Annotated in this window: 21 protein-coding genes; 6 read left to right on the top strand and 15 right to left on the bottom strand. The window is 69.1% G+C overall.

What is annotated here, in order from left to right:
• The gene (locus tag LBN7_RS02945) at nucleotides 1-1461 is read right to left on the bottom strand and encodes a S10 family peptidase (protein WP_407360895.1); all 1461 of its coding nucleotides are present in this window, start codon (nucleotides 1459-1461) and stop codon (nucleotides 1-3) included.
• 65 nt (nucleotides 1462-1526) lie between these two features.
• The gene (locus LBN7_RS02940; RefSeq protein ID WP_116636885.1) at nucleotides 1527-2969 is read right to left on the bottom strand and encodes an XRE family transcriptional regulator; all 1443 of its coding nucleotides are present in this window, start codon (nucleotides 2967-2969) and stop codon (nucleotides 1527-1529) included.
• Nucleotides 2970-3078: 109 nt separating this feature from the next.
• Here LBN7_RS02940 and LBN7_RS02935 point away from each other — a divergent pair, with 109 nt between their 5' ends.
• Entirely contained in the window at nucleotides 3079-4941 is a 1863-nt protein-coding gene (locus tag LBN7_RS02935; RefSeq protein WP_116636886.1) for a phosphoenolpyruvate carboxykinase (GTP), read from the top strand.
• 243 nt (nucleotides 4942-5184) lie between these two features.
• Here the strand turns inward: LBN7_RS02935 and LBN7_RS02930 are convergent, their stop codons facing one another.
• The gene (locus LBN7_RS02930; protein ID WP_407360894.1) at nucleotides 5185-7134 is read right to left on the bottom strand and encodes an ABC transporter ATP-binding protein; all 1950 of its coding nucleotides are present in this window, start codon (nucleotides 7132-7134) and stop codon (nucleotides 5185-5187) included.
• 81 nt (nucleotides 7135-7215) lie between these two features.
• On the bottom strand, nucleotides 7216-7422 hold the full coding sequence (locus tag LBN7_RS02925) for an AsnC family protein (protein ID WP_407360893.1): 207 nt from the start codon (nucleotides 7420-7422) through the stop codon (nucleotides 7216-7218).
• Nucleotides 7423-7584: 162 nt separating this feature from the next.
• Between LBN7_RS02925 and LBN7_RS02920 the strand changes: the two genes are divergently transcribed.
• Nucleotides 7585-8616: a S66 peptidase family protein gene (locus LBN7_RS02920; RefSeq protein ID WP_407360892.1), complete on the top strand. Its 1032-nt coding sequence runs from the start codon at nucleotides 7585-7587 to the stop codon at nucleotides 8614-8616.
• Nucleotides 8617-8645: 29 nt separating this feature from the next.
• Nucleotides 8646-9299 carry an HAD family hydrolase gene (locus LBN7_RS02915; protein ID WP_407360891.1) on the top strand — a complete coding sequence of 218 codons (654 nt, stop codon included), beginning with the start codon at nucleotides 8646-8648 and terminating at the stop codon, nucleotides 9297-9299.
• On the opposite strand, the gene LBN7_RS02910 is transcribed toward LBN7_RS02915, so the two are convergent.
• Nucleotides 9282-10742 (bottom strand): MFS transporter, encoded by a 1461-nt coding sequence (locus tag LBN7_RS02910; protein ID WP_116636890.1) that lies wholly within the window; start codon nucleotides 10740-10742, stop codon nucleotides 9282-9284. The two genes, LBN7_RS02915 and LBN7_RS02910, sit on opposite strands and share 18 nt — an antisense overlap.
• Nucleotides 10743-10840: 98 nt before the next feature.
• On the opposite strand from LBN7_RS02910, the gene LBN7_RS02905 reads away from it, so the two are divergent.
• Together LBN7_RS02905 and LBN7_RS02900 are read left to right on the top strand one after the other, a co-directional pair.
• Entirely contained in the window at nucleotides 10841-11338 is a 498-nt protein-coding gene (locus tag LBN7_RS02905; RefSeq protein WP_407360890.1) for a metallophosphoesterase family protein, read from the top strand.
• The gene (locus LBN7_RS02900; protein ID WP_407360889.1) at nucleotides 11335-11823 is read left to right on the top strand and encodes a GAF domain-containing protein; all 489 of its coding nucleotides are present in this window, start codon (nucleotides 11335-11337) and stop codon (nucleotides 11821-11823) included. Before LBN7_RS02905 ends, LBN7_RS02900 begins: the two co-directional genes overlap by 4 nt.
• A 7-nt stretch (nucleotides 11824-11830) precedes the next feature.
• Here LBN7_RS02900 and LBN7_RS02895 read toward each other — a convergent pair whose 3' ends face one another.
• From LBN7_RS02895 to LBN7_RS02880, 4 genes are all read right to left on the bottom strand, one after another.
• Entirely contained in the window at nucleotides 11831-13561 is a 1731-nt protein-coding gene (locus LBN7_RS02895; RefSeq protein WP_407360888.1) for a glycoside hydrolase family 35 protein, read from the bottom strand.
• A gap of 95 nt (nucleotides 13562-13656) precedes the next feature.
• On the bottom strand, nucleotides 13657-15012 hold the full coding sequence (locus LBN7_RS02890; protein ID WP_407360887.1) for an ABC transporter substrate-binding protein: 1356 nt from the start codon (nucleotides 15010-15012) through the stop codon (nucleotides 13657-13659).
• Between the two features lie 66 nt (nucleotides 15013-15078).
• Nucleotides 15079-15924, bottom strand: coding sequence for a carbohydrate ABC transporter permease (locus LBN7_RS02885; protein WP_116636942.1), 846 nt, complete (start codon nucleotides 15922-15924; stop codon nucleotides 15079-15081).
• 46 nt (nucleotides 15925-15970) lie between these two features.
• The gene (locus LBN7_RS02880; RefSeq protein WP_116636895.1) at nucleotides 15971-16888 is read right to left on the bottom strand and encodes a carbohydrate ABC transporter permease; all 918 of its coding nucleotides are present in this window, start codon (nucleotides 16886-16888) and stop codon (nucleotides 15971-15973) included.
• Nucleotides 16889-17047: 159 nt separating this feature from the next.
• On the opposite strand from LBN7_RS02880, the gene LBN7_RS02875 reads away from it, so the two are divergent.
• Entirely contained in the window at nucleotides 17048-18034 is a 987-nt protein-coding gene (locus tag LBN7_RS02875) for a LacI family DNA-binding transcriptional regulator (RefSeq protein ID WP_407361695.1), read from the top strand.
• A 6-nt stretch (nucleotides 18035-18040) separates the two neighbouring features.
• Here the strand turns inward: LBN7_RS02875 and LBN7_RS02870 are convergent, their stop codons facing one another.
• The 6 genes from LBN7_RS02870 to LBN7_RS02845 all read right to left on the bottom strand — a co-directional run bounded on the left by LBN7_RS02870 (nucleotide 18041) and on the right by LBN7_RS02845 (nucleotide 23021).
• Entirely contained in the window at nucleotides 18041-18394 is a 354-nt protein-coding gene (locus tag LBN7_RS02870; RefSeq protein ID WP_116636896.1) for a Fe-S protein, read from the bottom strand.
• Between the two features lie 53 nt (nucleotides 18395-18447).
• The gene (gene ribH, locus LBN7_RS02865) at nucleotides 18448-18921 is read right to left on the bottom strand and encodes a 6,7-dimethyl-8-ribityllumazine synthase (protein WP_116636897.1); all 474 of its coding nucleotides are present in this window, start codon (nucleotides 18919-18921) and stop codon (nucleotides 18448-18450) included.
• A complete protein-coding gene (gene ribA, locus LBN7_RS02860) occupies nucleotides 18918-20186 on the bottom strand; it encodes a GTP cyclohydrolase II (protein ID WP_116636898.1) in 1269 nt (422 codons plus the stop codon). Before ribA ends, ribH begins: the two co-directional genes overlap by 4 nt.
• Nucleotides 20183-20824, bottom strand: coding sequence for a riboflavin synthase (locus LBN7_RS02855; protein WP_407360886.1), 642 nt, complete (start codon nucleotides 20822-20824; stop codon nucleotides 20183-20185). Before LBN7_RS02855 ends, ribA begins: the two co-directional genes overlap by 4 nt.
• The gene (ribD, locus tag LBN7_RS02850; protein ID WP_341945898.1) at nucleotides 20824-21867 is read right to left on the bottom strand and encodes a bifunctional diaminohydroxyphosphoribosylaminopyrimidine deaminase/5-amino-6-(5-phosphoribosylamino)uracil reductase RibD; all 1044 of its coding nucleotides are present in this window, start codon (nucleotides 21865-21867) and stop codon (nucleotides 20824-20826) included. Before ribD ends, LBN7_RS02855 begins: the two co-directional genes overlap by 1 nt.
• A 290-nt stretch (nucleotides 21868-22157) precedes the next feature.
• Nucleotides 22158-23021, bottom strand: a complete 864-nt coding sequence (locus LBN7_RS02845) for an Fpg/Nei family DNA glycosylase (protein WP_407360885.1) — start codon at nucleotides 23019-23021, stop codon at nucleotides 22158-22160.
• Nucleotides 23022-23056 lie beyond the last annotated feature (35 nt).

Below are 23056 nucleotides of genomic sequence, written 5' to 3'. Positions count from 1 at the left end.
TCAGTGCGCGGTCGCGTCGTGGTAGAACGAGTCGAGGTCGCGCTTCATCTGCTCGACGGCCCGCTCGTCGACGAAGGTCATGTGACCGGATTCGTAGAACGTGAAGCGGATGTTCTCGCGCAGCGTCGGTGCGAGGTACAGGTGCGCGACGTCGAGTTCCGGTCCGAAGAACGGGGTCGCCAGATCGTAGTAGCCGCCCATCACGTAGACCTTCAGATTCGGATTGCGGCGCACGGCGGCGGAGAGATCGAGGGACACGTCGGGGACGAGCTGCGGGGCGTCGACACCCGGAGCCTTGTGCCTCCAGTCCCAGGCTCGCGAGATGGGCATGTTGTACAGGTGTCGGTAGTGCAGGTCGCTGGTGTAGCCGATGTCATCGACGAGGTGCGCACGATAGGTCGACAGGTGCGCGCTGTTCACGCCGGCGGTCGCGGCGTCATCCGTCGCCGGATCATGCGATCCGTTGCCCCGGACGTATTGGTGCTCCGCCGTGAATCGGGTGTCGAAGCGACCGATCACGCGGCCCTCGTCGGCGAGCAGCGCGTAGCGGTACTGCTCCATGCCGATTCGGAAGTGGTTCTTCGTGAGCATTCCGGCGTCGAGGCCGACGAGGGCGCTCATCTGCTCTGCCACGGCTGTCTCGGTCTCGGAGGGGAGGAGGTCGCCGCGCAGCAGCGCCTCCGCGAACGGTCCCTGCGCGAACGCACGTGCTTCGGCGAGGAAGGGCTCGAGTGCCTGGTGCGTCGTCCGTGCCCTGCCGTGATACCACGCAGTGGCCGCGTAGGACGGCAGCAGATTGATGTACTCGCGAGGCCCGCCGAGGTTGCTCTCCCCCCAGTTCAGGACGGTCGACAGCAGGATGACGCCGTTGAAGTCCAGACCCTGGTTCTGCAACCGATGCACGAGCGCAGCCGCGCGCGTCGTACCGTACGACTCGCCGAAAAGGAAACGAGGGGCGTTCCAACTGTTCGTGCGAGTGAGCCACCGCGTGATCGCCTTGGCGTAGGCGTCCACGTCCTGGTCCACACCCCACAGCTGCGCCGCTGTCGCGTCGCCGAGGAGCCGGGAGTAACCCGTGCCCGGGGCATCGATGAACACCAGGTCGGATTCGGTGAGCAGCGTGTAGGGGTTCTCGTCGGTGGCATAGGGCGCAGGCGGGGTCGCGTGCGGCGTGCGGGTGGGAGTGCGCTTCGGCCCGAACCCGCCGATGTTCAACCAGAGGCTGGCGGAGCCGGGGCCGCCGTTGAACAGGAAGGTGATCGGGCGCGCCGGTGCTCCCTCCTCGCGGTCGGCGACGTACGAGGTGTAGAAGACGCTCGCGAGGGGGCGGTGGTCATCGTCTCGGACGATGAGGGTTCCTGCTCCCGCGGTGTACTCGAGCGAGCGGCCGCCCGTCGACAGCTGGTGGCGGCGCGAGGTGAAGGTCTCGGCGGGGGTCTCAGCAATGGTCGAGTCGGTCACAGGGCTCCCTCGTGAAGGTGAATGACTGAATTGAATATATCTTAATCACCTCGCCCTGAGGCGCGTCACTCGCTGGCGTGCCGCCCGAGGAAGTTGTACACCTCGTTGTCGTCCACGCCGGGGAAAGCGCCACGGGGGAGCGGCGAGAACATGTGCGTGTGCACGCGCGCGCTCGGCCAGGCCTTCCCGTTCCAGCGCTCCGCGAGGTCGTTGGAAGGACGGCGGCAGCAGGCTTCGTCCGGGCAGGTCGACACGGCGCGGTCGACGCTCTCACGGCCGCGCCACCAGCGCGCATCGTCGAAGGGGACGCCGACGGTGATGGAGAACTCCCCGTCGCTCGACGAACCCGTCTGCGTCGAGCACCAGAACGTGCCGGACGGGGTGTCGGTGTACTGGTGGTGCTCGGTCGTGCGGTTCTGCTGCGTGAACGCCGCCCGCGCCTGGAACTTCCGGCAGACGCGCTGGCCCTCGACCGCGCCTGTGACGTCCATCGGCAGCGGCAGGTCGTCGTTCTCGTAGACGCGCGTGATCGCTCCGGTCGCATCCACGCGCAGGAAGTGCAGCGGCATCCCGAGGTGCTGCGTGACGAGGTTCGTCATGCGCATCCCCGCGGCCTCGTGCGTCACGCCGAACGCGTCGCGGAAGTCCTCGACCGCGAGGTTGCGGTCCTTCTTGGCCTGCTGGAGGAAGGCGACCGACGCGGTCTCGGGCATGAGGCAGCACGCGGCGAAGTAGTTGATCTCGAGGCGCTGCTGCAGGAAGTCCGCGTAGTCGGTCGGCGGCGTGTGGCCGAGCAGCCGGTGCGCCATGGCCTGCAGCGCCATCGAGCGCAGTCCGTGGCCGCCCGGGATCGACGCCGGCGGAAGGTAGATGCGCCCGTTCTCGAGGTCGGTGACGGAGCGGGTGGAATGGGGGAGATCGTTCACGTAGATCAGCTCGAAGCCGAGCTTCTCCGCCATGATGCTCACGGTGCGGTGCGTCAGTGCACCCTGCACGTGCCCTGCCGACTTCAGCTGCTTCTCGGCCAGCTTCTCGATGTCGGGGAGGTAGTTGTTCTGCGCGCGCATCCGCAGTCGCAGCTCGGTGTTGCCGCGGCGCGCCTCCTCGGGCGTCGCGATGGCCTCGCGCTCGCGGCGCTGCAGCTCGCGGTGCAGCCCGAGGATCGATTCGATCGTCTCGTCGCTGGTGCCCTTGGTGACGCGGATCGGCGCGACGCCGAGCTGGCGGAACACCGGGCTCTCCTGTGCGCGCTCGAGCTCGATCTCGAGTGCCGCGCGGCGGTTCGGCGGCTCACCGGAGATGAGGTCGGTCACCTGGGTGCTGGTCGCCTGCGCGATCGCCTGGAGCAGCGACAGCTTCGGTTCGCGTTTGCCGTTCTCGATGAGGCTCAGCTGGGAGCCTGCGACGCCGACGAGCGCGCCGAGCTCGTCGAGCGTGAACCCGTTCTCGAGTCGGTGGTGACGGATGCGGTGACCGAGGGTCGTGAGATGGATGCCGGAGGACGCCATTCCTTGAGTCTAGCGAAAGAATTCTAATTCTTATCGTCTGTTTCGTCCGAAAATACCTCCCGAGTCGGAAGAAGATGGATGCAACGCCCCACACTTCGAAGGAGCAGTCATGGCCATGGCCGAAGTCATCACCCCTCGCACGTCACCCGTCGCCGCGGAGCGCACGTTCGGTGCCGCACCGACGTATGACACTCCCGCGATGGCCGAGCTGGTCGCCTGGGTCGAGGAGATCCGCGCGCTCACCCAGCCCGACTCCGTGCACTGGGTCGACGGCTCGCGAGCCGAGAACGACTGGCTCCTGCGCGGGCTCGTCTCCGAGGGCAAGCTGATCAAGCTCAACCCCGAGTGGCGCCCCGGCTCCTACCTCGCCCGCTCGCACCCGAGCGACGTCGCCCGCACCGAGGGACGCACGTACATCTCCTCGGAGCGCGAAGAGGATGCCGGCCCGACGAACAACTGGGCAGCCCCCGCCGAGATGCACGCGAAGATGGACGAGATCTTCGAGGGCTCGATGCGCGGACGCACGATGTACGTCGTGCCGTTCTCGATGGGTCCGGTCGGCGGACCGCTCTCCCACATCGGCGTGCAGGTCACCGACAGCGCCTACGCGGTCGCCTCGATCGGCATCATGACCCGCGTCGGCGAAGCCGTGACGAGCCGGATCGCCGAAGGCGCGCCCTGGGTGAAGACCGTGCACACCGTCGGCGCACCGCTCGCGCCCGGCGAGCAGGACGTCGAATGGCCGTGCAACGACGAGAAGTACATCGTGCACTTCCCCGAGACGCTCGAGGTCTACTCGTTCGGCTCCGGCTACGGCGGCAACGCGATCCTCGCGAAGAAGTGCTTCGCGCTGCGCATCGCCTCGGTGATCGCCCGCGACGAGGGCTGGCTCGCCGAGCACATGCTCCTCATCCGCGTGATCGATCCGCAGGGCAAGGCGTACCACGTCGCCGCGGCGTTCCCCTCGGCGTGCGGCAAGACGAACCTCGCGATGCTGCGTCCGACCATCCCCGGCTGGAAGGTCGAGACTCTCGGCGACGACATCGCCTGGATCCGTCCCGGCGAGGACGGCCGCATGTGGGCGATCAACCCCGAGGCGGGCTTCTTCGGCGTCGCTCCCGGCACCGGTGAGTCGACCAACGTCACCGCGGTCGAGACGCTGTGGGGCAACACGATCTTCACGAACGTCGCGCTCCGCCCGGACGGCGACGTCTGGTGGGAGGGGCTGACCGAGCAGGCGCCCGCGAACCTGATCGACTGGGAGGGCAACGACTGGACGCCCGACTCCGATCGGCCGGCGGCGCACCCGAACTCGCGCTTCACCGTGTCTGCGGCGCAGTGCCCGCAGATCTCCGAGGACTGGGAGCAGGCCGTTCCGCTCGACGTCATCCTCTTCGGCGGGCGACGTGCCAGCAACGTGCCGCTCGTGGTCGAGGCGACCGACTGGACGCACGGCGTCTTCCTCGGGTCGAACATCTCGTCCGAGCGCACCGCCGCGGCCGAGGGCAAGGTCGGCGAGCTCCGCCGCGACCCGTTCGCGATGCTGCCGTTCTGCGGCTACAACATGGCGGACTACTTCGGCCACTGGCTGAAGGTCGGTCGCGGTCTGCGCTTCGACCGCGCACCGCGCATCTTCCAGGTGAACTGGTTCCGTCGCGGCGACGACGGCCGGTTCCTGTGGCCCGGCTTCGGCGACAACTCGCGCGTCGTCGACTGGATCATCCGCCGCATCGCGGGAGACGTGCCCGCGGTCGACAGCCCGATCGGACGCCTGCCGCGCCCCGAGGACCTCAACCTCGACGGACTCGACATCCCCGCCGCCGACCTCGACGAGCTGTTCTCCGTCGATGCCGAGGCGTGGAAGACCGAGGCTGACCTCACCGAGGCGTTCTACGACACCTTCGGCGACAAGGTCCCGGCGGCTCTGCGCGCAGAGCTCGCCTCGCTCCGCTACCGCCTCGCGAAGGCGTAGCCCCAGACCGGTGCCGACTCGGGGGAGTCGGCACCTCCCCTTCCGGCCCGCGCGGCCGGTCGAACCCGCGAAGGCGGGACGTCAGAGACGAACCCATGGCTGAGTGTGTCTCCGGTGTCCCGCCTTCGCGTCTGTCATCACCCGTTCGGTTTCTGGGTCCCTGAGCTCGAGGTTCTGGGTCCCTGAGCTCGAGGTTCTGGGTCCCTGAGCTCGAGGTTCTGGGTCCCTGAGCTCGTCGAAGGGTCAGGCGAGCAGCTGGTGACGCGCGAGGTCGCGGTACAGCGGGGTGGACTCCACCAGCTCGGCGTGGGTGCCCTGCCCGACGACGGCGCCGTCCTGGAGCACGACGATCAGGTCGCTGTCGACCACGGTCGACAGGCGGTGGGCGATCACCACGAGCGTGCGGTCCGTCGAGACGGCGTCGATGGCCTCTCGCATCCGCTGTTCGTTGACGCCGTCGAGCGACGACGTCGACTCGTCGAGGAGCAGGATCGGCGCATTCGTCAGCAGTGCACGGGCGATCGCGAGCCGCTGGCGCTCGCCGCCGGAGAGCATCACCCCGTCCTCGCCCACGGGGGCCTGGAGCCCGAGCGGACTGCGTTCGAGCACGTCGCCGAGATTGACCGCGCGCAGCACGCGCTCGCAGTCGGCGTCGGAGGCGTCGGGGGCCGCGAGGCGCAGGTTCTCGGCGAGCGATCCGGCGAGCGTGGGAGCATCCTGCTCCACGTACCCGAACTGGGCGCGCAGTTCATCGCGCGGGTACGTGCGTGCGTCGTGGCCATGGAGCCGGATCGACCCTCCGGTCGGGTCGTAGAAGCGCTCGACCAGCGACAGGATCGTGCTCTTGCCCGCCCCGCTCGGTCCGACGAGGGCCACGCGCGCGCCGCGCGGCACGACGAAGGACACGCCCCGCAGGACCTCGAGGTCCGGCGTCGCGGCCGGCTCGGCATCCGCCTGTTCGAAGTGGGCGTCGGCGAGCAGGCTCCGCGCCTCCTTCGCGGCGGCCTGGCGAGCGGCGACGACGTTCTCGGGGTAGTGAAAGCGCACGTCGCGGAACTCGATGGCCGGTGCGGATCCGCCGACGCTCTGTCCCTGAGCCTCCATGGGTCCCTGAGCCTCGGCGGACCCCTGAGCCTCCATGGGTCCCTGAGCCTGTCGAAGGGAGGCCGCGATCTTCTCGTCGTCCTGGGTCTCGGTCGGCAGGTCGAGGACCTCCTGGATGCGTCCGAGGGCTCCGAGCGCCTGGTTCACCGAGGTGATCGCGCCGAAGGTCGTGGCGAGCGGCATGACGAGCAGGAACAGGAACATGATGAACGCGATCAGCGAGGCGATCGAGATCACGCCGGCCGCGACACGGAAGCCGCCGACGCCGAGGACGACCAGGAGCGACAGCTGCAGGGCGATGCCCGAGACGGGGACGACGAGCGAGGAGATCTTCGCGATGCGCACGCCGATGCCGTAGGCGTCCGACGCGAGCTCCGACACGGCGGCGGTCTCGCGCTCCGTCGCTCCCGATGCGCGGACCGTGCGGATCGATCCGATCGCCCGCTCCACGCCGGAGGCGAGCTCTCCGACCTTCTCCTGCTGCGCGGTCGAGGCCGTGCGGATGCGTCCGCTGAGCAGCACCACGGTCACTACCGAGATGCCGATCACGACGACGATGAGCAGCAGGAGGACGGGGTCGATCACCAGCATGGCGATGAGCGCGCCGAGGAACAGCACCGCGCTGCCCACGGCATCCGCCAGTCCCTGGGTGAGCACGGCGTAGAGCAGAGTCGTGTCGGTGCCGACGCGCGAGACGAGGTCGCCGGTGCGCCGGGCGTCGAACTCGGAGACCGGAAGGTGCAGGATGCGCGCGATGAGCTTGCGCCGGCTGGAGTACACGACCGCGGTGCCGGTGCGCTGCAGCAGGTAGTGCTGGAAGCCGGAGATGATCGACGACACGATCACGAAGCCGACGAGGAGCCAGACCAGGATCCCGAGCGTGCCGCCGGACTGCACCGCCTCGATGACCTGCCCGACGAGGAGCGGCTGCACGAGCGAGGTCGCGGCGCCGACGACGCTCAGCACCGCGACGACGATCAGCGTGCGCTTGTGCTCGAACAGGAAGGGGAGGAGCTGGCGGAACGTGGCGCGGGGGCCTTCGGGCTGCGCGCCGCGTCCGCGGCGGCGTGGTGTCGCCGTGCGGGACATGCGGGACCTCGATCTGAGAAGGGTACTTAGAACGTACTTCGTGCGTGCGCGGATTCTGTGGATGGGCTGTGTGCCCAGGGGTCAGTGCCGCCCGTACTTCCGGTGTGCGGCCTGCTTGCTCACGCCCAGGGCGCTCGCGATCGCCTGCCAGGAGTAGCCCGCGTTCCGCGCGCGGCGCACCTGGCCCTCCTCTGCGCGGGAGATCTCCTTGCGGATGCCGGCGAGCCGGTGCAGCTCTGCCAGCGGCTCGCCTCCGTCTTCTTCGGCGATCGCTGTCGGTCTGGTCATGATGAGCCTCCTGTGTCAATCATTGTTGACGCTCCATCGGTTGTCAACACTCATTGACGCGCTTCCCGTGCTCCCGCCCTTCCGTCGCGATATGTCAGCGATTTCCGCACCGGATGCGTGTGATTCTGCGACCCCGGCCGCGTGCGGCGACAGACTGGACGGATGCTGTCCGCACCGAAGCTCGTCCCCGGCGACCGCGTCGCCATCCTCTCGCCCGCCTTCGCGGCTCCGGCCGTCGCGCCCGCGCTGCATGAGCAGGCGATGCGCCGCCTGCAGGAGCTCACCGGGCTGGTCCCTGTCGAGTATCCGACGACCCGCGTGCTGGACGCATCGCCGGAGGCGCGCGCCGCGGATGTGAACGCGGCCTTCGCCGATCCCGGCATCCGCGCGATCCTCGCCACGATCGGCGGCGACGACCAGATCCTCCTGGTCCCGCATCTCGACCCGGCGCTCCCCGTGGCCGATCCGAAGCCGTTCGTCGGATACAGCGACAACACGAACATCCTCAACTGGCTCTGGAGTCTCGGCGTCCGGGGATACTACGGCGGCTCGACGGCCGTGCATCTCGGTCCCGGGCCTGGGGTCGACGAGATCCACCTGCTCTCGCTGCGGGCGCTGCTCCTGGACGGCGGTTCCCTCGCCATCACCGAGCCGGGGGAGTCGGAGGACGTCGGGCGGCGCTGGGACGACCCGCGCGCGCTCACCGAGTTCGGCGACCGAACCCCGACCGAGGAGTGGGCGTGGGCCGGTCCGGCGAAGCGCGTCGAGGGACGCACCTGGGGCGGTTGCCTCGAGGTGATCGACGGACTCGCGCTCGCCGACCGTCTGCCCGCGGTCGACGAGCTGACCGGCGCGATCCTGTTGCTCGAGACGAGCGAGGAGCGCCCGTCCGCCGGGTGGGTCGCCCGCTGGGTGCGGGGGCTCGGGGAACGGGGCATCCTGGGCGCGGTGTCGGGGGTGGTCGTCGCGCGCCCGCCGGTGAGCGACTTCGAGTTCCACCCGTCGACCGGGGAGGCGGCCTCGCTCCGCGCGGCGCAACGGGATGCCGTGCTCGATCAGGTCGCCCGCTACAACCCGGATGCCGTCGTGTGCGTCGGCGTTCCGTTCGGGCACACCCGCCCGCAGTGGATCCTGCCCCATGGCGGCACGATGATGCTGGACGGTGCGGCGCGCACCATCGTGGCCGAGTACTGACTCTCGGCGACCTGACCTAGGGTGTCCGGATGACCGACGAGAAGTGGATCCTGTTCGACATCGGCGGCGTGCTCGAGGTCGTCGACGACGACACCTGGCAGGAGCAGTGGTGGGGTCGCTGGCGCGACCGGTCGAGCCTCGATCGTGCCGAGTTCGACGCCCGGGTCGCCGCCGCCGATCTGCCGCCCATCGATGTCACCGACGGGCAGGCCGGCGTGTTCTGGCAGCGTCTGGCGGCCGCGCTCGACCTCGACGCCGACCAGGCGACCGCGATACGAACGGACTTCTGGGACGCGTACTGCGGCACGGCGAACACCGAGCTGATCGAGTATGCGCGGTCGCTCCGCGGTCGCGCCCGCACGGCGATCCTGTCGAACTCGGCAGACGGCGCGCGGGAGGAGGAGGAGCGCCGCTTCGGGTTCGCCGCCGTCTTCGACCCGATCTGCTACAGCCACGAGCAGGGCGTCAACAAGCCCGATCCGCGGGCCTACCTCCTCGCGCTCGGTCGGCTCGGGGCCGCCCCGGAGGACGTGTTGTTCATCGACGACCACACCGAGTCGCTCGTGGGTGCCGCCGGCGTCGGCATCCGCGGCATCCTGCATCGCGACAACGCCGAGACGATCGCTGCGATCGAGAGCTTCCTCTCCGGCGGCACGACCGCTGGGTCAGAGCGCGGCGCCTGACGACACTCCGAGGTCCTCCTCGTAGTCGTGGTCCTTCGTCTCGGGCGAGAGGATCAGCGCCACGAAGGTCAGCACGCCCATCACCGACAGGTACAGCCCGACGAGCCACGGAGCGCCGTCGCCGAGCTCCCACAGCGCCACCGCGATGAGCGGAGCGACGGCCGCACCCAGGATCGACGACACGTTGTACGAGATCGCCGACCCCGTGTACCGCACGTTCGTCGGGAAGAGCTCGGGAAGCAGAGCGCCCATGGGCCCGAACGTCGCGCCCATCAGCAGGAAGCCGATCACGAGGAACGCCTGCACGAGTGTCGTGGTCAGTCGCGGGTCGGCGGTGGGCAGCAGGAACAGGTTGAAGGTGAGGCCGAACACGATGATGAGCCCGGTCACCACCAGCAGGACCTTCCGGCGGCCGTACCGGTCGGCGAAGGGCCCGGACAGCAGGGTGAAGATGCCGAAGAAGACCACGCCGACGATCTGCATCAGCACGAAGTCGGTGTAGCCGAAGCCGAGTCCGGGATAGAACTGGGCGGCGAACGCCGACGCGTCGAAGTCCTTGCCTGCGGCTTCGGCGGCGGCCTGGGCGGCTGCGGATGCCGTCTCGAGCGAGGCCGCCTTGGTGCCGTAGGCGAGCGTGAAGTTGGTCATCAGGTAGAAGAGCACGTACGTCGCGAGCATGATGAACGTGCCGAGGATCAGGTGCTTCCAGTGGTGACGGAACACCGTGGCGAGCGGGAGCTTGCGGATCACGCCCTTGGTCTCGGCCTTCTTGAAGGTGTCGGACTCGACGAGCTTGAGACGCACCCACAGGCCGATGATCACCATGACAGCGGAGAACAGGAACGGGATGCGCCATCCCCACGACAGGAACGCCTCGGACTTCAGCGCCGGGTTCTCGGCGTGGGGCAGCAGCCAGTTGATCCCGAGGAACAGGAAGTTCGCGATGATGAAGCCGAGCGGCGCGCCCAGCTGCGGGAAGGTGCCGTACCAGGCGCGCTTGCCCTTCGGGGCGTTCTCGGTCGCGACCAGCGCGGCACCGGACCACTCGCCGCCGAGCGCGAAGCCCTGCGCGAGACGGAGGAGCAGCAGCAGGAGCGCCGCCCACCAGCCGATCTGCTGGAACGTGGGCAGCAGGCCGATCACGAACGTCGCGATGCCCATCGTGAGCAGCGAGGCGACGAGTGTCGCCTTGCGGCCGAACTTGTCGCCGAAGTGGCCGAAGACGACCGCGCCGATCGGGCGCGCCACCATCGCCGCGCCGAACACGGCGAACGACGAGAGCAGCGATGTCGTGTCGTTGCCCGTCGGGAAGAACAGGGCGGGGAACACGAGCACGGCGGCCGTCGCGTACGCGTAGAAGTCGTAGAACTCGATCGTGGTGCCGACGAGGCTGGCCGTGATGACGCGCGAGCGCGGATTCGCGGGCGCGGGTGCAGTACTCAAGATGCTTCTCCGATCAGTGCCTGGTACGCCAGGGACTCGGGTGAGTTTACGCCTTCCTGAGTGTTCGCTGTGGGTCGGGGTCGGATAGCGTGTCGGGGATGACGACGCGGATGCTGCTGCTCGCCGACACCCACGTGCCGAAGCGGGCGAGACGCCTGCCCGACGTCGTGCTGCGTGCGGTGGACGAGGCCGACATCGTGGTGCACGCGGGGGACTGGGTGGACCTGGCGACCCTCGAACTGCTCGAGTCGAGGTCTCGCCTCTTCCGCGGCGTCTACGGCAACAACGACGGACCCGAGCTGCGTGCCCGCCTGCCCGAGGTCGCGCGATTCACCGTCGAGGAGGTCGACATCGCGGTCATCCACGAGACGGGGGCGGCGACGCGGCGCGAGCAGCGCATGGACGAGGCCTTCCCCGGCATCGATCTGCTGATCTTCGGCCACTCGCACATCCCCTGGGACACGGTGTCACCGGCCGGGATGCGGCTGCTGAACCCCGGATCTCCGACGGATCGGCGCCGACAGCCTGTCTGCACGATGATGAGGGTCTCGATCGATGGGGCGTCGATCGAGACGACGTTGGTGCCCGTTCGATGAGCGAGATGCCGGTCTACCGCGCTCCGATGCGCTCCCGCGTCGATACGGTGCCCCGCGGCGTGGGGCCCGAGCGGGCGCTCGAGCTCGGCATCTGCGGCATCGGCGGCAGACTGGAGCCGGCTCCCGGCTCACTGGCCGAGGCCGTGGTCACGGCAGACGCGCAGTCCGGCATCCGGTTGGCATGGCGTATCGAGCGGTTCGCGAAGGCGCCGATCGGTGCGTTCGTGTGGACGAGGGATGTCGACGGCCTGACCTATCTGGGACGCATCGCCGGCCCGTGGGCGTACGACGCCGGAGACGACGCCGCAGCGGCGGACCTCGTACACGTCCGCCGCTGCGAGTGGCTCGCGGAACCGATCGACCCGGCGGAGGTGCCGGCCGGTGTGCGGGCGACCTTCGCCCGCAACGGTCGGAACTGGCAGCGTATCCACGACGACGATGCCGAGCGGCTGTCCGCCGTGCTCTGGCACACGCTCCGCGACTGAACGCCTGTCACTCCTCGGTGTCGCCGAGCGACAGGGCGCCGACGAACGACGCCCGCGGTGCCACGAGGTGCTCCAGCTCGAGCACGATCAGGCGGTTCGCACCCGCCCGGGTCGCCGGTGCCGGGACGTACAGCGTGCGCTGCGGTCCGTTGCGCCAGTAGCGGCCGAGGAAGAAGCCGTTGAGGAAGGCGTAGCCCTTGCTCCAGGCGGACGTCTCGAGGAACAGATCCGTCGCGGCATCCAGGCTGAAGTCCGCCGACCAGGCGAGCGGATCCGCATCTGTGCCGTCGCCGGCGGCTCGACCGACCGCCGCCGCGATCGCCGCGACGTCGAGGGGGGTCGAGCGCCAGCCCGTCAGCGGGACGCCGTCGAGGGTCACGGAGCCGAGCAGCCCCTTCTCCTCGCCGAGGCGGTGGTCGTAGTTCACACGGCCCTGGTCTTCGACGAGGATGCTGAGCAGGCCGCCGGCCGGGATCCGGATGGTGCGATCGTGCCGCGTGCGAGACAGCGTTCCGACAGGCTGCCCGTCGGCGCTCACCCAGGCGAGGTCGCGGACGTCCTCGACCGCGAGCAGCCCGCCCTGGCCGGGCATCTCGACGTCGTAGCGCACCAGGGCGCTGAGGTGACCGAGCTCGTCGAACGTCAGGGGATGTTCGGTGACGGGACCGGATGCCGTGGCATCCGTCCATGCGCCCAGGGGAGAGAGCGCGACGTCGAAGGTCGGCGCCGCCGCGGTCCGGGTCGGAAGCTCCTCGGGAACCGGAGCGTACTTCGCGATGACGTCGCGGAAGGCGAAGAACTTCTCCGTGGGGTCACCGGCTTCGTCGAGCGGGGCGTCGTAGTCGTAGGAGGTCACGAGCGGGAGGTAGCGGCCCTTGTCGTTCGCGCCGTTGGTCAGGCCGAAGTTGGTGCCGCCATGGAACATGTAGATGTTCACCGACGCGCCGGCGGCGAGCAGCTCGTCGAGGTCGGCAGCGGCGGTGGCGACGTCGGTCGTGTGGTGCACGCCGCCCCACCAGTCGAACCAGCCGTCCCAGAACTCCGAGCACATCAGGGGTCCGGTCGGCTGGTGCTTCCGGAGCGTCGCCAGCCGCTCGGCGCTGCGCGAGCCGAAGGACCCGGTCTTGTGGAGCTCGGGAAGGCTGCCGTCGTCGAGCATCCGGTCGACCGGCTGATCGACCGTGGTGAGCGGCACGGTGATGCCGGCGTCACGGGTGACGGCGACCAGCGCTTCGAGGTAGGCCTTGTCGGAGCCGTACGCGCCGTACTCGTTCTCGATCTGGACGAGCACGACGGGCCCGCCGCGATCGATCTGCCGCGGCGCGACGATCTCGTAGACCCGGCGGAGATACGAGCTCACGTCGGCCAGGAACGCCGGCTCCGAGGAGCGCAGCTCGCGCTCGCCGCCGGTGAGCCAGACGGGGAGGCCCCCGTTGTGCCACTCGGCGCAGATGTAGGGTCCGGGGCGGACGATGGCGTCCATGCCCTCTGCGTGCACGAGATCGAGGAATCGACCGAGGTCGTTCCAGCCGTTCGCGTCCCACTCCCCGCGCCGGGGCTCGTGCGCGTTCCACGCGACGTAGGTCTCGATGGTGTTGAGGCCCATGAGCCTCGCCTTGCGGATGCGGTCCTGCCACTGGTCGGGGTGCACCCGGAAGTAGTGGATGGCGCCGGAGATCACCTGGTGCGGCGAGCCGTCGCGAAGGAAGTCGGTGTCGCCGATGGAGAAGGAGGTCACGTTTTCGCGGTGCTTTCGATGGGGGAGGCCGGAGGGGTCCCACTGGGCCCTTCGACAGGCTCAGGGACCCGGCGGGACCCGATCCGGCCTGCGTGTTACTTGTTGACGGCGAAGCCCTGGTCGTTGCCGTACTCGACCAGCGCGTCCTGCCAGGCGGTGAGGCCCTCGTTCAGGTCGCTGTTGTTCTGGTACGACTGGCCGACGGTGTCACCGAAGATGCTGTTCGCGTACACCTGGTAGGGGAGGTAGCTCCAGCCTTCGACCACGTCATCGGCCGCACCCGCGAGCACCTCGTTGATCTTCTGACCGCCGAAGTACTCCGGCGCGTCGGCCAGGAACTCGTCGCTCGACAGCTCTGCCGTGGTCGACGGGAAGCCGCCGGACTCGAGGAAGATCGAGATGCTCTCCTCGGAGTTGTTCAGCCACCACAGGAAGCCTGCGGCGAGCTCCGGGTTCTTGCTCTGCTTCGTCACGGCCTGGCCGCCGCCGCCGTTCTCGGCGCTGGCCGGGGTGCCGTCGTAGGTCGGCATCGGCGCGACGCGCCAGTCGCCGGCGCCGTCGGGAGCACCCGAGATCAGGTTGCCGGGCATCCAGGCGCCGATCACGAGCGTGGCGATGCTGCCGTCGCCGAGCCCGCGGAACCACTCGTCGCTCCAGCTGCTGGTCTGCGCGACGAGGCCCTCCTCGACGAGGCGGTTCCAGTTCTCGGTCCACTTCTTCGACCCCTCGTCCTGCAGGTCGAGGGTGACATCGGTGCCGGAGGTCTCGAACGGCTTGCCGCCTGCCTGCCAGATCATCGACGTCGCGAAGCCCGCGTCGCCCGTGTCGTTCGTGATGTAGGCGTCGGGGTTCGCCGCGTGGATCGCCTTGGCGGCTTCGTAGTACTCATCCCACGTGGTCGGCACGGCGATGCCGGCCGCGTCGAAGACGGCCTTGTTGTAGAAGAGCGCCATGGGGCCCGAGTCCTGGGGGAGGCCGTAGATCGCGTCGCCGTCGGTCACGGAGTTCCAGGTCGACGCCGTGTAGTCGTCTTCGAAGTCGGCGAAGCCGTACTGCGAGAGGTCGACGAACGCGTCGGTCAGGGCGAACTGCGGCAGCGCGTAGTACTCGACCTGCACGACGTCGGGAGCGCCGGAGCCCGCCTTGATGGCGTTCTGCAGCTTCGTGTACTCCTCGTTGTTGGTGCCCGCGTTGACGAGGTTGACCTTGACGTTCGGGTACTCCTTCTCGAACGCGGCGACCTGGTCCTCGGCGGACGGGGTCCACGACCAGTAGGTGATCTCGCCGCCCTTCTCGAGGGCCGCCTCCACGGAGTCGAACGAGCCGGTGCCGGAGCCGCTGCCGGTGTCGCCGCTGCCGCCGGTGCTGCAGCCGGCCAGCGCCAGCGCTGCCACGGTTCCTGCGGCGAGCACTGCGAGGGTGCGCCGCGTCGGTGAGGGAAGGTGCTTCATTGCTGTGTCCTTTCGGGGGGTGCGATCCGGCATCGGAGCGCGAGGGTGATGCAGGGGTACGGGAGGCTACTGCTTGACGCTTCCCGCGGTGAGACCTGACTGCCAGAAACGCTGCAGCAGCAGGAAGGCGATGACGATCGGGATGATCGTGAGGAGCGAGCCCATGATCACGAGGTTGTAGATGGGCTGGGATCCGGCGCCGATCGCCTGCGAACTCCACTGGTTGAGACCCACGGTGAGCGGGTACCAGGCGGGGTCCGACAGCATGATCAGCGGCAGGAAGTAGTTGTTCCAGGTGGCGACGACCGTGAAGAGCGCGACGGTCACGATGCCGGGAGCGAGCAGCCGCATCGAGATCGTGAAGAACGTGCGGAACTCGCCGGCGCCGTCGATTCGCGCCGCCTCGAGCAGTTCGGTCGGCACCGACTCGGAGGCGAACACCCAGATGAGGTACAGGCCGAACGGACTGATCAGCGACGGGATGATCACCGCCCACGGCGTGTTCGTCAGTCCCAGTTCGCTGAACAGCAGGAAGGTCGGGACTGCGAGCGCCGTGCCGGGCACCGCGACCGCGCCGAGGACGACGGCGAACACCGCGCGGCGGCCGGGGAACCGGTACTTCGCCAGACCGTAGCCGGCCAGGGTGGCCAGCAGCGTCGCACCGCCGGCGCCCACCACGACGTAGAGCAGCGTGTTGCCCAGCCAGCGCAGGAAGATGCCGTCGCGGTACGAGAACGTGGCTACGAGGTTGTCGAAGAACGCGAAGTCGTCGGCGAACCAGAGGCCGAACGAGCTGAACAGCCCGGACTGGGTCTTGGTCGAGCTGAAGAGCAGCCACACCAGCGGGACGAGCGTGTACAGCGCGTACAGGATCATGACGATCAGCAGCGTGTGGGACTTGCGCGGGTTCATCGGATCGTGGCGCTTGCGCGAGGAACGGGCGAGGGGGAGTGCCATGTCAGCGCACCTCAGACTTCGAGCCGCGCAGCTGCACGACGTAGGCGATGACCGCGGTGATGACGCCCATGATGATGGCGATCGTCGCGGCGTAGTTGAACTGCTGGCCTGCGAACGACAGGTTGTACGCGTACATGTTCGGCGTGAAGAACGTCGTGATCACGTTGGGTGCCAGCGGGCGCAGGATGTTGGGCTCGTTGAACAGCTGGAAGCTGCCGATGATCGAGAAGATCGTCGCGATCACGAGAGCGCCGCGGACCGAGGGGATCTTGATCGAGAAGATCGTGCGCCAGGCTCCTGCGCCGTCGAGCGAGGCGGCCTCGTACATGTCGGTGGGGATGGTCTTGAGCGAGGAGTAGAAGATCAGCATGTTGTAGCCGACGAACTCCCAGGTCACGATGTTGCCGATCGAGACCAGCATCCATTCCTTCGCGAACGGGGTGATCGCGTCGATGCCGAGGAAGTCGTTGACGTTGCTCGCGAGGCCGAACTGGTCGCCGTAGATGTAGCCCCACATCAGCACGGCGACGACAGCGGGTACGGCATAGGGCAGGAAGATGATGATGCGGAAGAAGGATGCTCCGCGCAGCCGGGCGCTGTCGAGGGCGAGCGCCGCGCCGAGGGCGAGGATCAGCATGATCGGCACCTGCACGACGAGGAAGATCAGCACGCGGCCGAACGCCTCCCAGAACTGCGGGTCGCTCAGCGCGCGGACGTAGTTGTCGAGGCCGACGAATGCGGTGCCGCCGATGAGCTTCTCCTGGAAGAAGCTCAGGTAGAGCGCGTAGGCGAGCGGTGTCAGAAACACCAGGGCGAACACGACCATGAACGGGCCGACGAAGGCCCATCCCTTCCAGTCGCGCTTGTCGCGGCGTCGGATGCCGAGGGCTCCGAGTGCTGCGGGGTTTTCAGTCGTCATCGACGAGACCTTCTTCGAGTAAGTGCGCTCGATGCGCCATGTGTCTACGTCAACATATGCGATCGACTGCTAGTGTGTCAACGTCAACATATGAATGGATGGTTGATCGTGTCCTCGGAGCATCTGGCAGAGCCCTCGCAGCGTCGTCGCGAGCCGTCGATGGAGGACGTGGCACGGGAGGCCGGGGTCTCCGGTCAGACCGTCTCTCGCGTGGTGAACGCGCGCGGATACGTGGGCGCGGCCACGCGGGAACGTGTCGAAGCGGCCATGCAGAGCCTCGGCTACCGACCGAACAGCGCCGCCCGCGCCCTGCGATCCGGGCGCTTCCGCACCATCGGCGTGGTGATGTTCTCGTTCAGCTCCTACGGCAACCAGCGCACGCTCGACGCGATCGCCGTGCGCGCCGCGCAGCTCGGATACGCCCTCACCCTCATCCCCGTCGAGTCGAGCGCGGGGGAGACCGTCGAAGGCGCCTTCCGCCGGCTCGAGGAGCATGCGGTCGACGGCATCATCATCGTGATCGAGGCCCATCAGCTCGATGAGGCCGACATCGAGATCCCCGCCGCGCTGCCCGTCGTCTTCGTGGACTCGAACCGCGGCGACCTGCATCCGTTCGTCGACACCGACCAGGCGCAGGGAGCGCGGCTCGCGACCGAGCATCTGCTCGATCTCGGCCACGACACGGTCTGGCATGTCGCCGGCCCCGCCAAGTCCTACTCCGCCGAGCGGCGGAGGGAGGCCTGGCAGGCGACGCTCGATGCCCGCGGCCGCGTCGTGCCCGAACCGCTCCAGGGCGACTGGTCGGCGGCATCCGGCTACGCGGCGGGACTGCGCCTGCGCGAGATCGACGACGTGACGGCGGTGTTCGCCGCGAACGACCAGATGGCGATCGGTGTGCTGCGCGCGTTCCGGGAGGCCGGTCGCGAAGTGCCGGGCGACGTCAGCATCGTGGGCTTCGACGGGCTGCCGGATGCCGCGCAGCTCTGGCCGCCCCTCACGACCGTGCAGCAGCATCCGGAGCGCGTCGGTGCGCTCGCGGTCGATGCGCTGCTCGCCGAGCTCGGCGGCGAAGACCGCCTGCACACGCCGCTGGTGGGCACGGAGCTGATCGTGCGCGAGAGCACGGCTCCACCGCGAGGGCGCTGACCGCGATCAGCGCCAGAGCAGGGCGAGAGCGGCGTTCGTCACCGTGAGGATGCCGATGAGCCAGAACACCGCCGACGGCACCGCGTCCCCGCGCTTCTGGCGTGCCATCCCGATGCCCAGCATCGCGCCGATGACCAGCAGGATGACGAGCTTCGTGCCGATCTTGACGTAGTTCAGGTCGTGGTCGATGCCCCAGGGAGCCGCCAGAGCGAGACCGGCGAGACCGGCGATCGCCAGTCCGTAGTCCATCATCCTGGTGATCTTGCGCTCGCCGCCGAACGCCTGAGCGGCCCACGAGCCGAAGAGCACGGCGAAGCCGATGAGATGGACGAGCACGACGATCAGGCGCAGGGTCTCCATGCGCTCACCGTAGCGATCCCGGCCGATATTCCGCCAGCAAGGAGAGGCTGACCTCAGCCGCGAAGCTCGCGCGTCAGGAGGGCGGTGCGCAGCGCGGCATCCGCGGCCTCGGCGCCCTTGTCCTCCTTGGAGCCCGCGAGCCCTGCGCGGTCCAGACCCTGCTGCTCGTCGTCGAGGGTCAGCACGCCGAACCCGACGGGCTTGCCCGCATCGAGAGAGACCCGCGTGAGACCGTCGGTCGTGGCCGCGGACACGTACTCGAAGTGCGGGGTGCCGCCGCGGATGATGACCCCGAGCGCGACCACGGCATCCGCTCCGCCCGCGAAAGCGGCCTGTGCGGCGATCGCCAGCTCGAAGGAACCGGGCACGCGCGCGACGCGGTACGTGGCGCCCGCCTCGCCCAGCACGCGCTCGGCTCCGGCGATCAGACCGTCGGAGATCGCCTCATGCCAGGTCCCGGCGATGATGACGACGTTCAGCCCGCGGCCGTCGATCTTCTCGGTCTGGGGTGCTCCTGCGCCGCTCATTCGTGGTCCTCTCCGTGGGCGAGAGCCTCTGCGAGCTCGTCCGCACCGATGATGTGACCCATGCGGTCACGCTTGGTCTCCAGGTACTGGTGGTTGTTCGGGCCGACGCCGACGATCAGCGGCACCTGCTCGATGATGTCGAGTCCGAGCTCGCGCAGCTGCGTCACCTTGTCGGTGTTGTTCGTCAGCAGGCGCACGCGCGAGACTCCGAGGTCGTGCAGGATGCCGGCGGCCGCAGCGTATTCGCGGGCGTCGGCAGGCAGGCCGAGCGCGAGGTTGGCATCCACGGTGTCGAGGCCCTCCTCCTGCAGGCTGTACGCCCGCAGCTTGTTGATGAGCCCGATCCCTCGTCCTTCGTGGCCGCGCATGTAGACGACGACGCCGCCCTCCTTCTCGATCGCGTCGAGCGCCGCGTCGAGCTGCGGGCCGCACTCGCACTTGAGCGAGCCGAAGGCCTCGCCGGTCAGGCACTCCGAGTGCACGCGGACGAGGGCCGTCTCGGTGAGCTCACCGGAGACGACCGCGATGTGGTCGGTGCCGGTCACCCGGTCCTTGTATGCGAGGAAGCGGAACGTGCCGTGCGTGGTCGGCACCGTCGCGTCCGCGCGCAGGCTCACACGGCGTCCGCGGACAGCCTTCGGCGTGGAGCCCTCCGGATCGATCTCGTTGAGATGCGCGATGAGCTGCTCGATCGTGATCACCGGAACGCCGTCGCGGGCGCCGAGTTCCATCAGGCCGGGCAGGCGCATCATGCTGCCGTCCTCGGCGACGACCTCGGCGATGCCGCCCACCGGCTGGAGACCTGCGAGCTTCATCAGCTCGACGGCGGCCTCCGTGTGACCGCTGCGTTCCCGCACGCCGCCGTCGACGGCGCGCAGCGGCAGCACGTGCCCCGGGCGGATGATGCTCGTCGCGGTCGACGCCGGATTCGCCAGCACGTTCAGCGTGTGGGCGCGGTCGTGTGCGCTGATGCCCGTGGTGACGCCCTCCGCGGCATCCACGCTCACGGTGTAGGCGGTGGAGCGGGCGTCCTCGCTCGCGGCGACCATCGGCGGCAGGTTCAGGCTGTCGGCGAGGTCGGCGGGCATGGGGGCGCAGATGAAGCCGGACGACCAGCGCACGGTCCAGGCGACCCACTCGGGGGTGGCGAGCTCGGCCGACAGGATGACGTCGCCCTCGTTCTCACGGTTCTCGTCGTCCGCGACGAGGACGGGACGCCCGGCGCGCAGCGCTTCGAGGGCCTCGGGGATGGTGGAAAGGCTCATCGCGAGCCTCCTTCCGGTGCGGCGGAGGTGGTCGGCCTGAACGCGAGCAGCCGCTCGACGTGGCGGGCGAGGATGTCGGTCTCGAGGTTGACGCGGTCTCCGACGGCGCGGGCGCCGAGAGTGGTCGCGGCGAGCGTCTCGGGGATGAGCGAGACCTCGAACCACGCGGATGAGGCACCCGGGTCGCTCACCGCGCTCACCGTGAGCGAGGTGCCGTCGACCGAGATCGATCCCTTGTCGACGACGAGCGGCGCGAGATCGGCCGGCAGGCTGATGCGCAGCACGCTCCACTGGGCGCCGGGGCGCACCTCGAGCACCTCGCCGACCCCGTCGACGTGGCCCTGCACGATGTGGCCGCCGAGGCGGGCACCGACCGGCATGGCCTTCTCGATGTTGACCCGCGTGCCGACGACCGCCCCGCCGATCGCGGCGACGTCGAGGGTCTGCTTCATCACATCGGTGTCGAACGTGTCGTCCGTGGATCCGACGACCGTGAGGCACACACCCGACACGGCGATGGACTCGCCGTGCACGGCATCCGCGGCGGCCCTGGGCGCTCGCACGGTCAGACGCCAGCCGTCGCCTGAGGGCGCGATCGCGGTGATCTCGCCGATCTCCTCGATGATTCCGGTGAACATCAGTCGGTTCCTTCGTTTTGAGAGTGAGGGTCTTCGGCGGGGCGCGCGATCGCGAGCAGGTCGGGCCCGAGAGGGACCCATTCCGTCACGGTGAGGCGGCGGGCCTCATCGATCGACGCCACGCCGATGTCGGTGAGGGCGAGGCGGTCGCCGCCGAGCAGGACGGGAGCGATGTACGCGAGCACGCGGTCGGCCAGACCGGCGCGGAGGAAGGCGCTGGCAAGTGTGGGCCCGCCCTCGACGAACACGCTCTGGATCCCGCGAGCGTGCAGGTCGGCCGCGATGCTCTGCAGGTCATGGGTGTCGTAGAAGAGGGGCGCGTGCGGATGCCGGTGCACCGCGGCATCCGACGGCGTCGGACGCGTTCCGATGACCACGGGGATCGGCTGGTTCGGGTGCAGCGCGTCGCCGTCCCGCGCGGTGAGCGCCGGGTCGTCTGCGAGCACGGTGCCGGTGCCGACGGCGATGGCGTCGGCCTGCGCGCGACGGAGGTGCACGTCGGCCCTGGCCGCGGGACCCGTGATCCACTGGCTCGAGCCGTCGGCCGCGGCCGCACGCCCGTCGAGACTCTGCGCCCACTTCACCGTGATGTGCGGTCGACCCAGACGCTGAGCGGTGAGCCATCCGTCGATCAGCGCGTGCGCGGCATCCGCCTGCTCGCCGGACTCGACGCTCACACCGGCGGCGCGCAGACGCTCCGCTCCGCCGCCCGAGGCGATGCCGGGGTCGTCCAGCGCGTACACGACGCGCGACACGCCCGCGTCGATCAGGGCCACGGCGCACGGACCGGTGCGTCCGGTGTGGTTGCAGGGCTCGAGCGTCACGACCGCGGTCGCGCCGCGCGCCGCGCCGGGAGCGAGCTTCGACAGCGCGTCGACCTCGGCGTGCGGTGTGCCGGCGCCGTGGTGCCAGCCCTCCGCGAGGACCTCGCCGCCGGGGGAGAGGATGACGGCACCGACCTGCGGATTCACGCCGCGCGGCCCGCGGGCGGCGAGCTCGAGCGCACGGCTCATCGCCTCGCGCTCTGTCCCGTTCACTGCCATCCGTCGTCCTCCTGTGAGGCTCCGGAGCTTCTCCTGATCGGAGAGAGCGGCAGACAGAAGGCGCGCGCAGCTGCGCCTCGTGCTGCCTCCCTTCCGGACTAGCGAGGTCTCCCTCGCATCACCGTCGGTCCCGGAATTCCACCGGATCGGCATCTCGGCTCGGCCGAGACGCTCGCGGACTGTCACCGCCGGTTCGGATTCCCACCGACCCCGGAGCACGTTCAATGCTCTGAGTGTACTCAACGCGTCCGGACACATTTCATTCCGCGTCATCGCGCAGAGCGCACCGGTCACTTCAGAAGTCGCGAGAGACGACGATCGGCGCGCACCTTGCCGCCCGTCTGACAGGTCGGGCAGTACTCGAGCGAGCGGTCGGCGAAGAACACGCTGCGCACCGTGTCGCCGCAGACCGGACACGTCTCGCCGCGCCGGGCGTGCACCTGCATGCCCCGACGCTTCGCATCCTTGAGATCGGCGGGAGGCTTGCCGGATGCCTCGGCGACGGCGTCGGTCAGCGTCTCCTGCATCGCGGCGAAGAGCCGATCGACCTCGGCGTCGTCGAGCTTGCCGGCGATGGCGTACGGTGACATCCTCGCGGCGTGCAGGATCTCATCGGAATAGGCGTTCCCGATGCCGGCGATGACCGCCTGATCGCGCAGGAGGCCCTTGATCTGCATGCGGCGGTCCGTGAGCAGAGCAGCGAACGCGTCGCGCGTGAAGCCGGGAGCGAGGGGGTCGGGTCCGAGCCTCGCGATGCCGGGGGCATCCTGCACATCACGCACGACGTACACCGCGAGGGACTTCTTCGTCCCCGCTTCGGTCAGGTCGAACCCGCTGCCGTCGTCGAACGCGATGCGCAGCGCGATCGGCGACTTGCCCGGCTTGATCAGCGTCGCGGGGAGGGCGTCGTACCAGCGCAGCCAGCCGGCTTTGGCGAGATGGAACACGAGGTGCAGGTCATCGCCGCACGACAGCACGACGAACTTGCCCAGACGAGCGGATGCCGTGATCTCGGCGCCCTGGAGCGCGGAGATCGGCGGGTCGTAGGTCTTGAGCGCGGCGATCGCAGCGACGGTCGCGCGGGTGATCGTGCGCCCCACCGCGCGCCCGCCGAGGAACGCGGTGAGTCCCTGGACCTCCGGCATCTCGGGCATGGTGTCATCCTGCCACCGGCATCCGACACTGTCAC

The sequence above is a fragment of the Microbacterium sp. LBN7 genome, from assembly GCF_045690345.1.
Lineage (GTDB): Bacteria > Actinomycetota > Actinomycetes > Actinomycetales > Microbacteriaceae > Microbacterium.
This window is presented reverse-complemented; position numbering and strand designations above follow the sequence as displayed.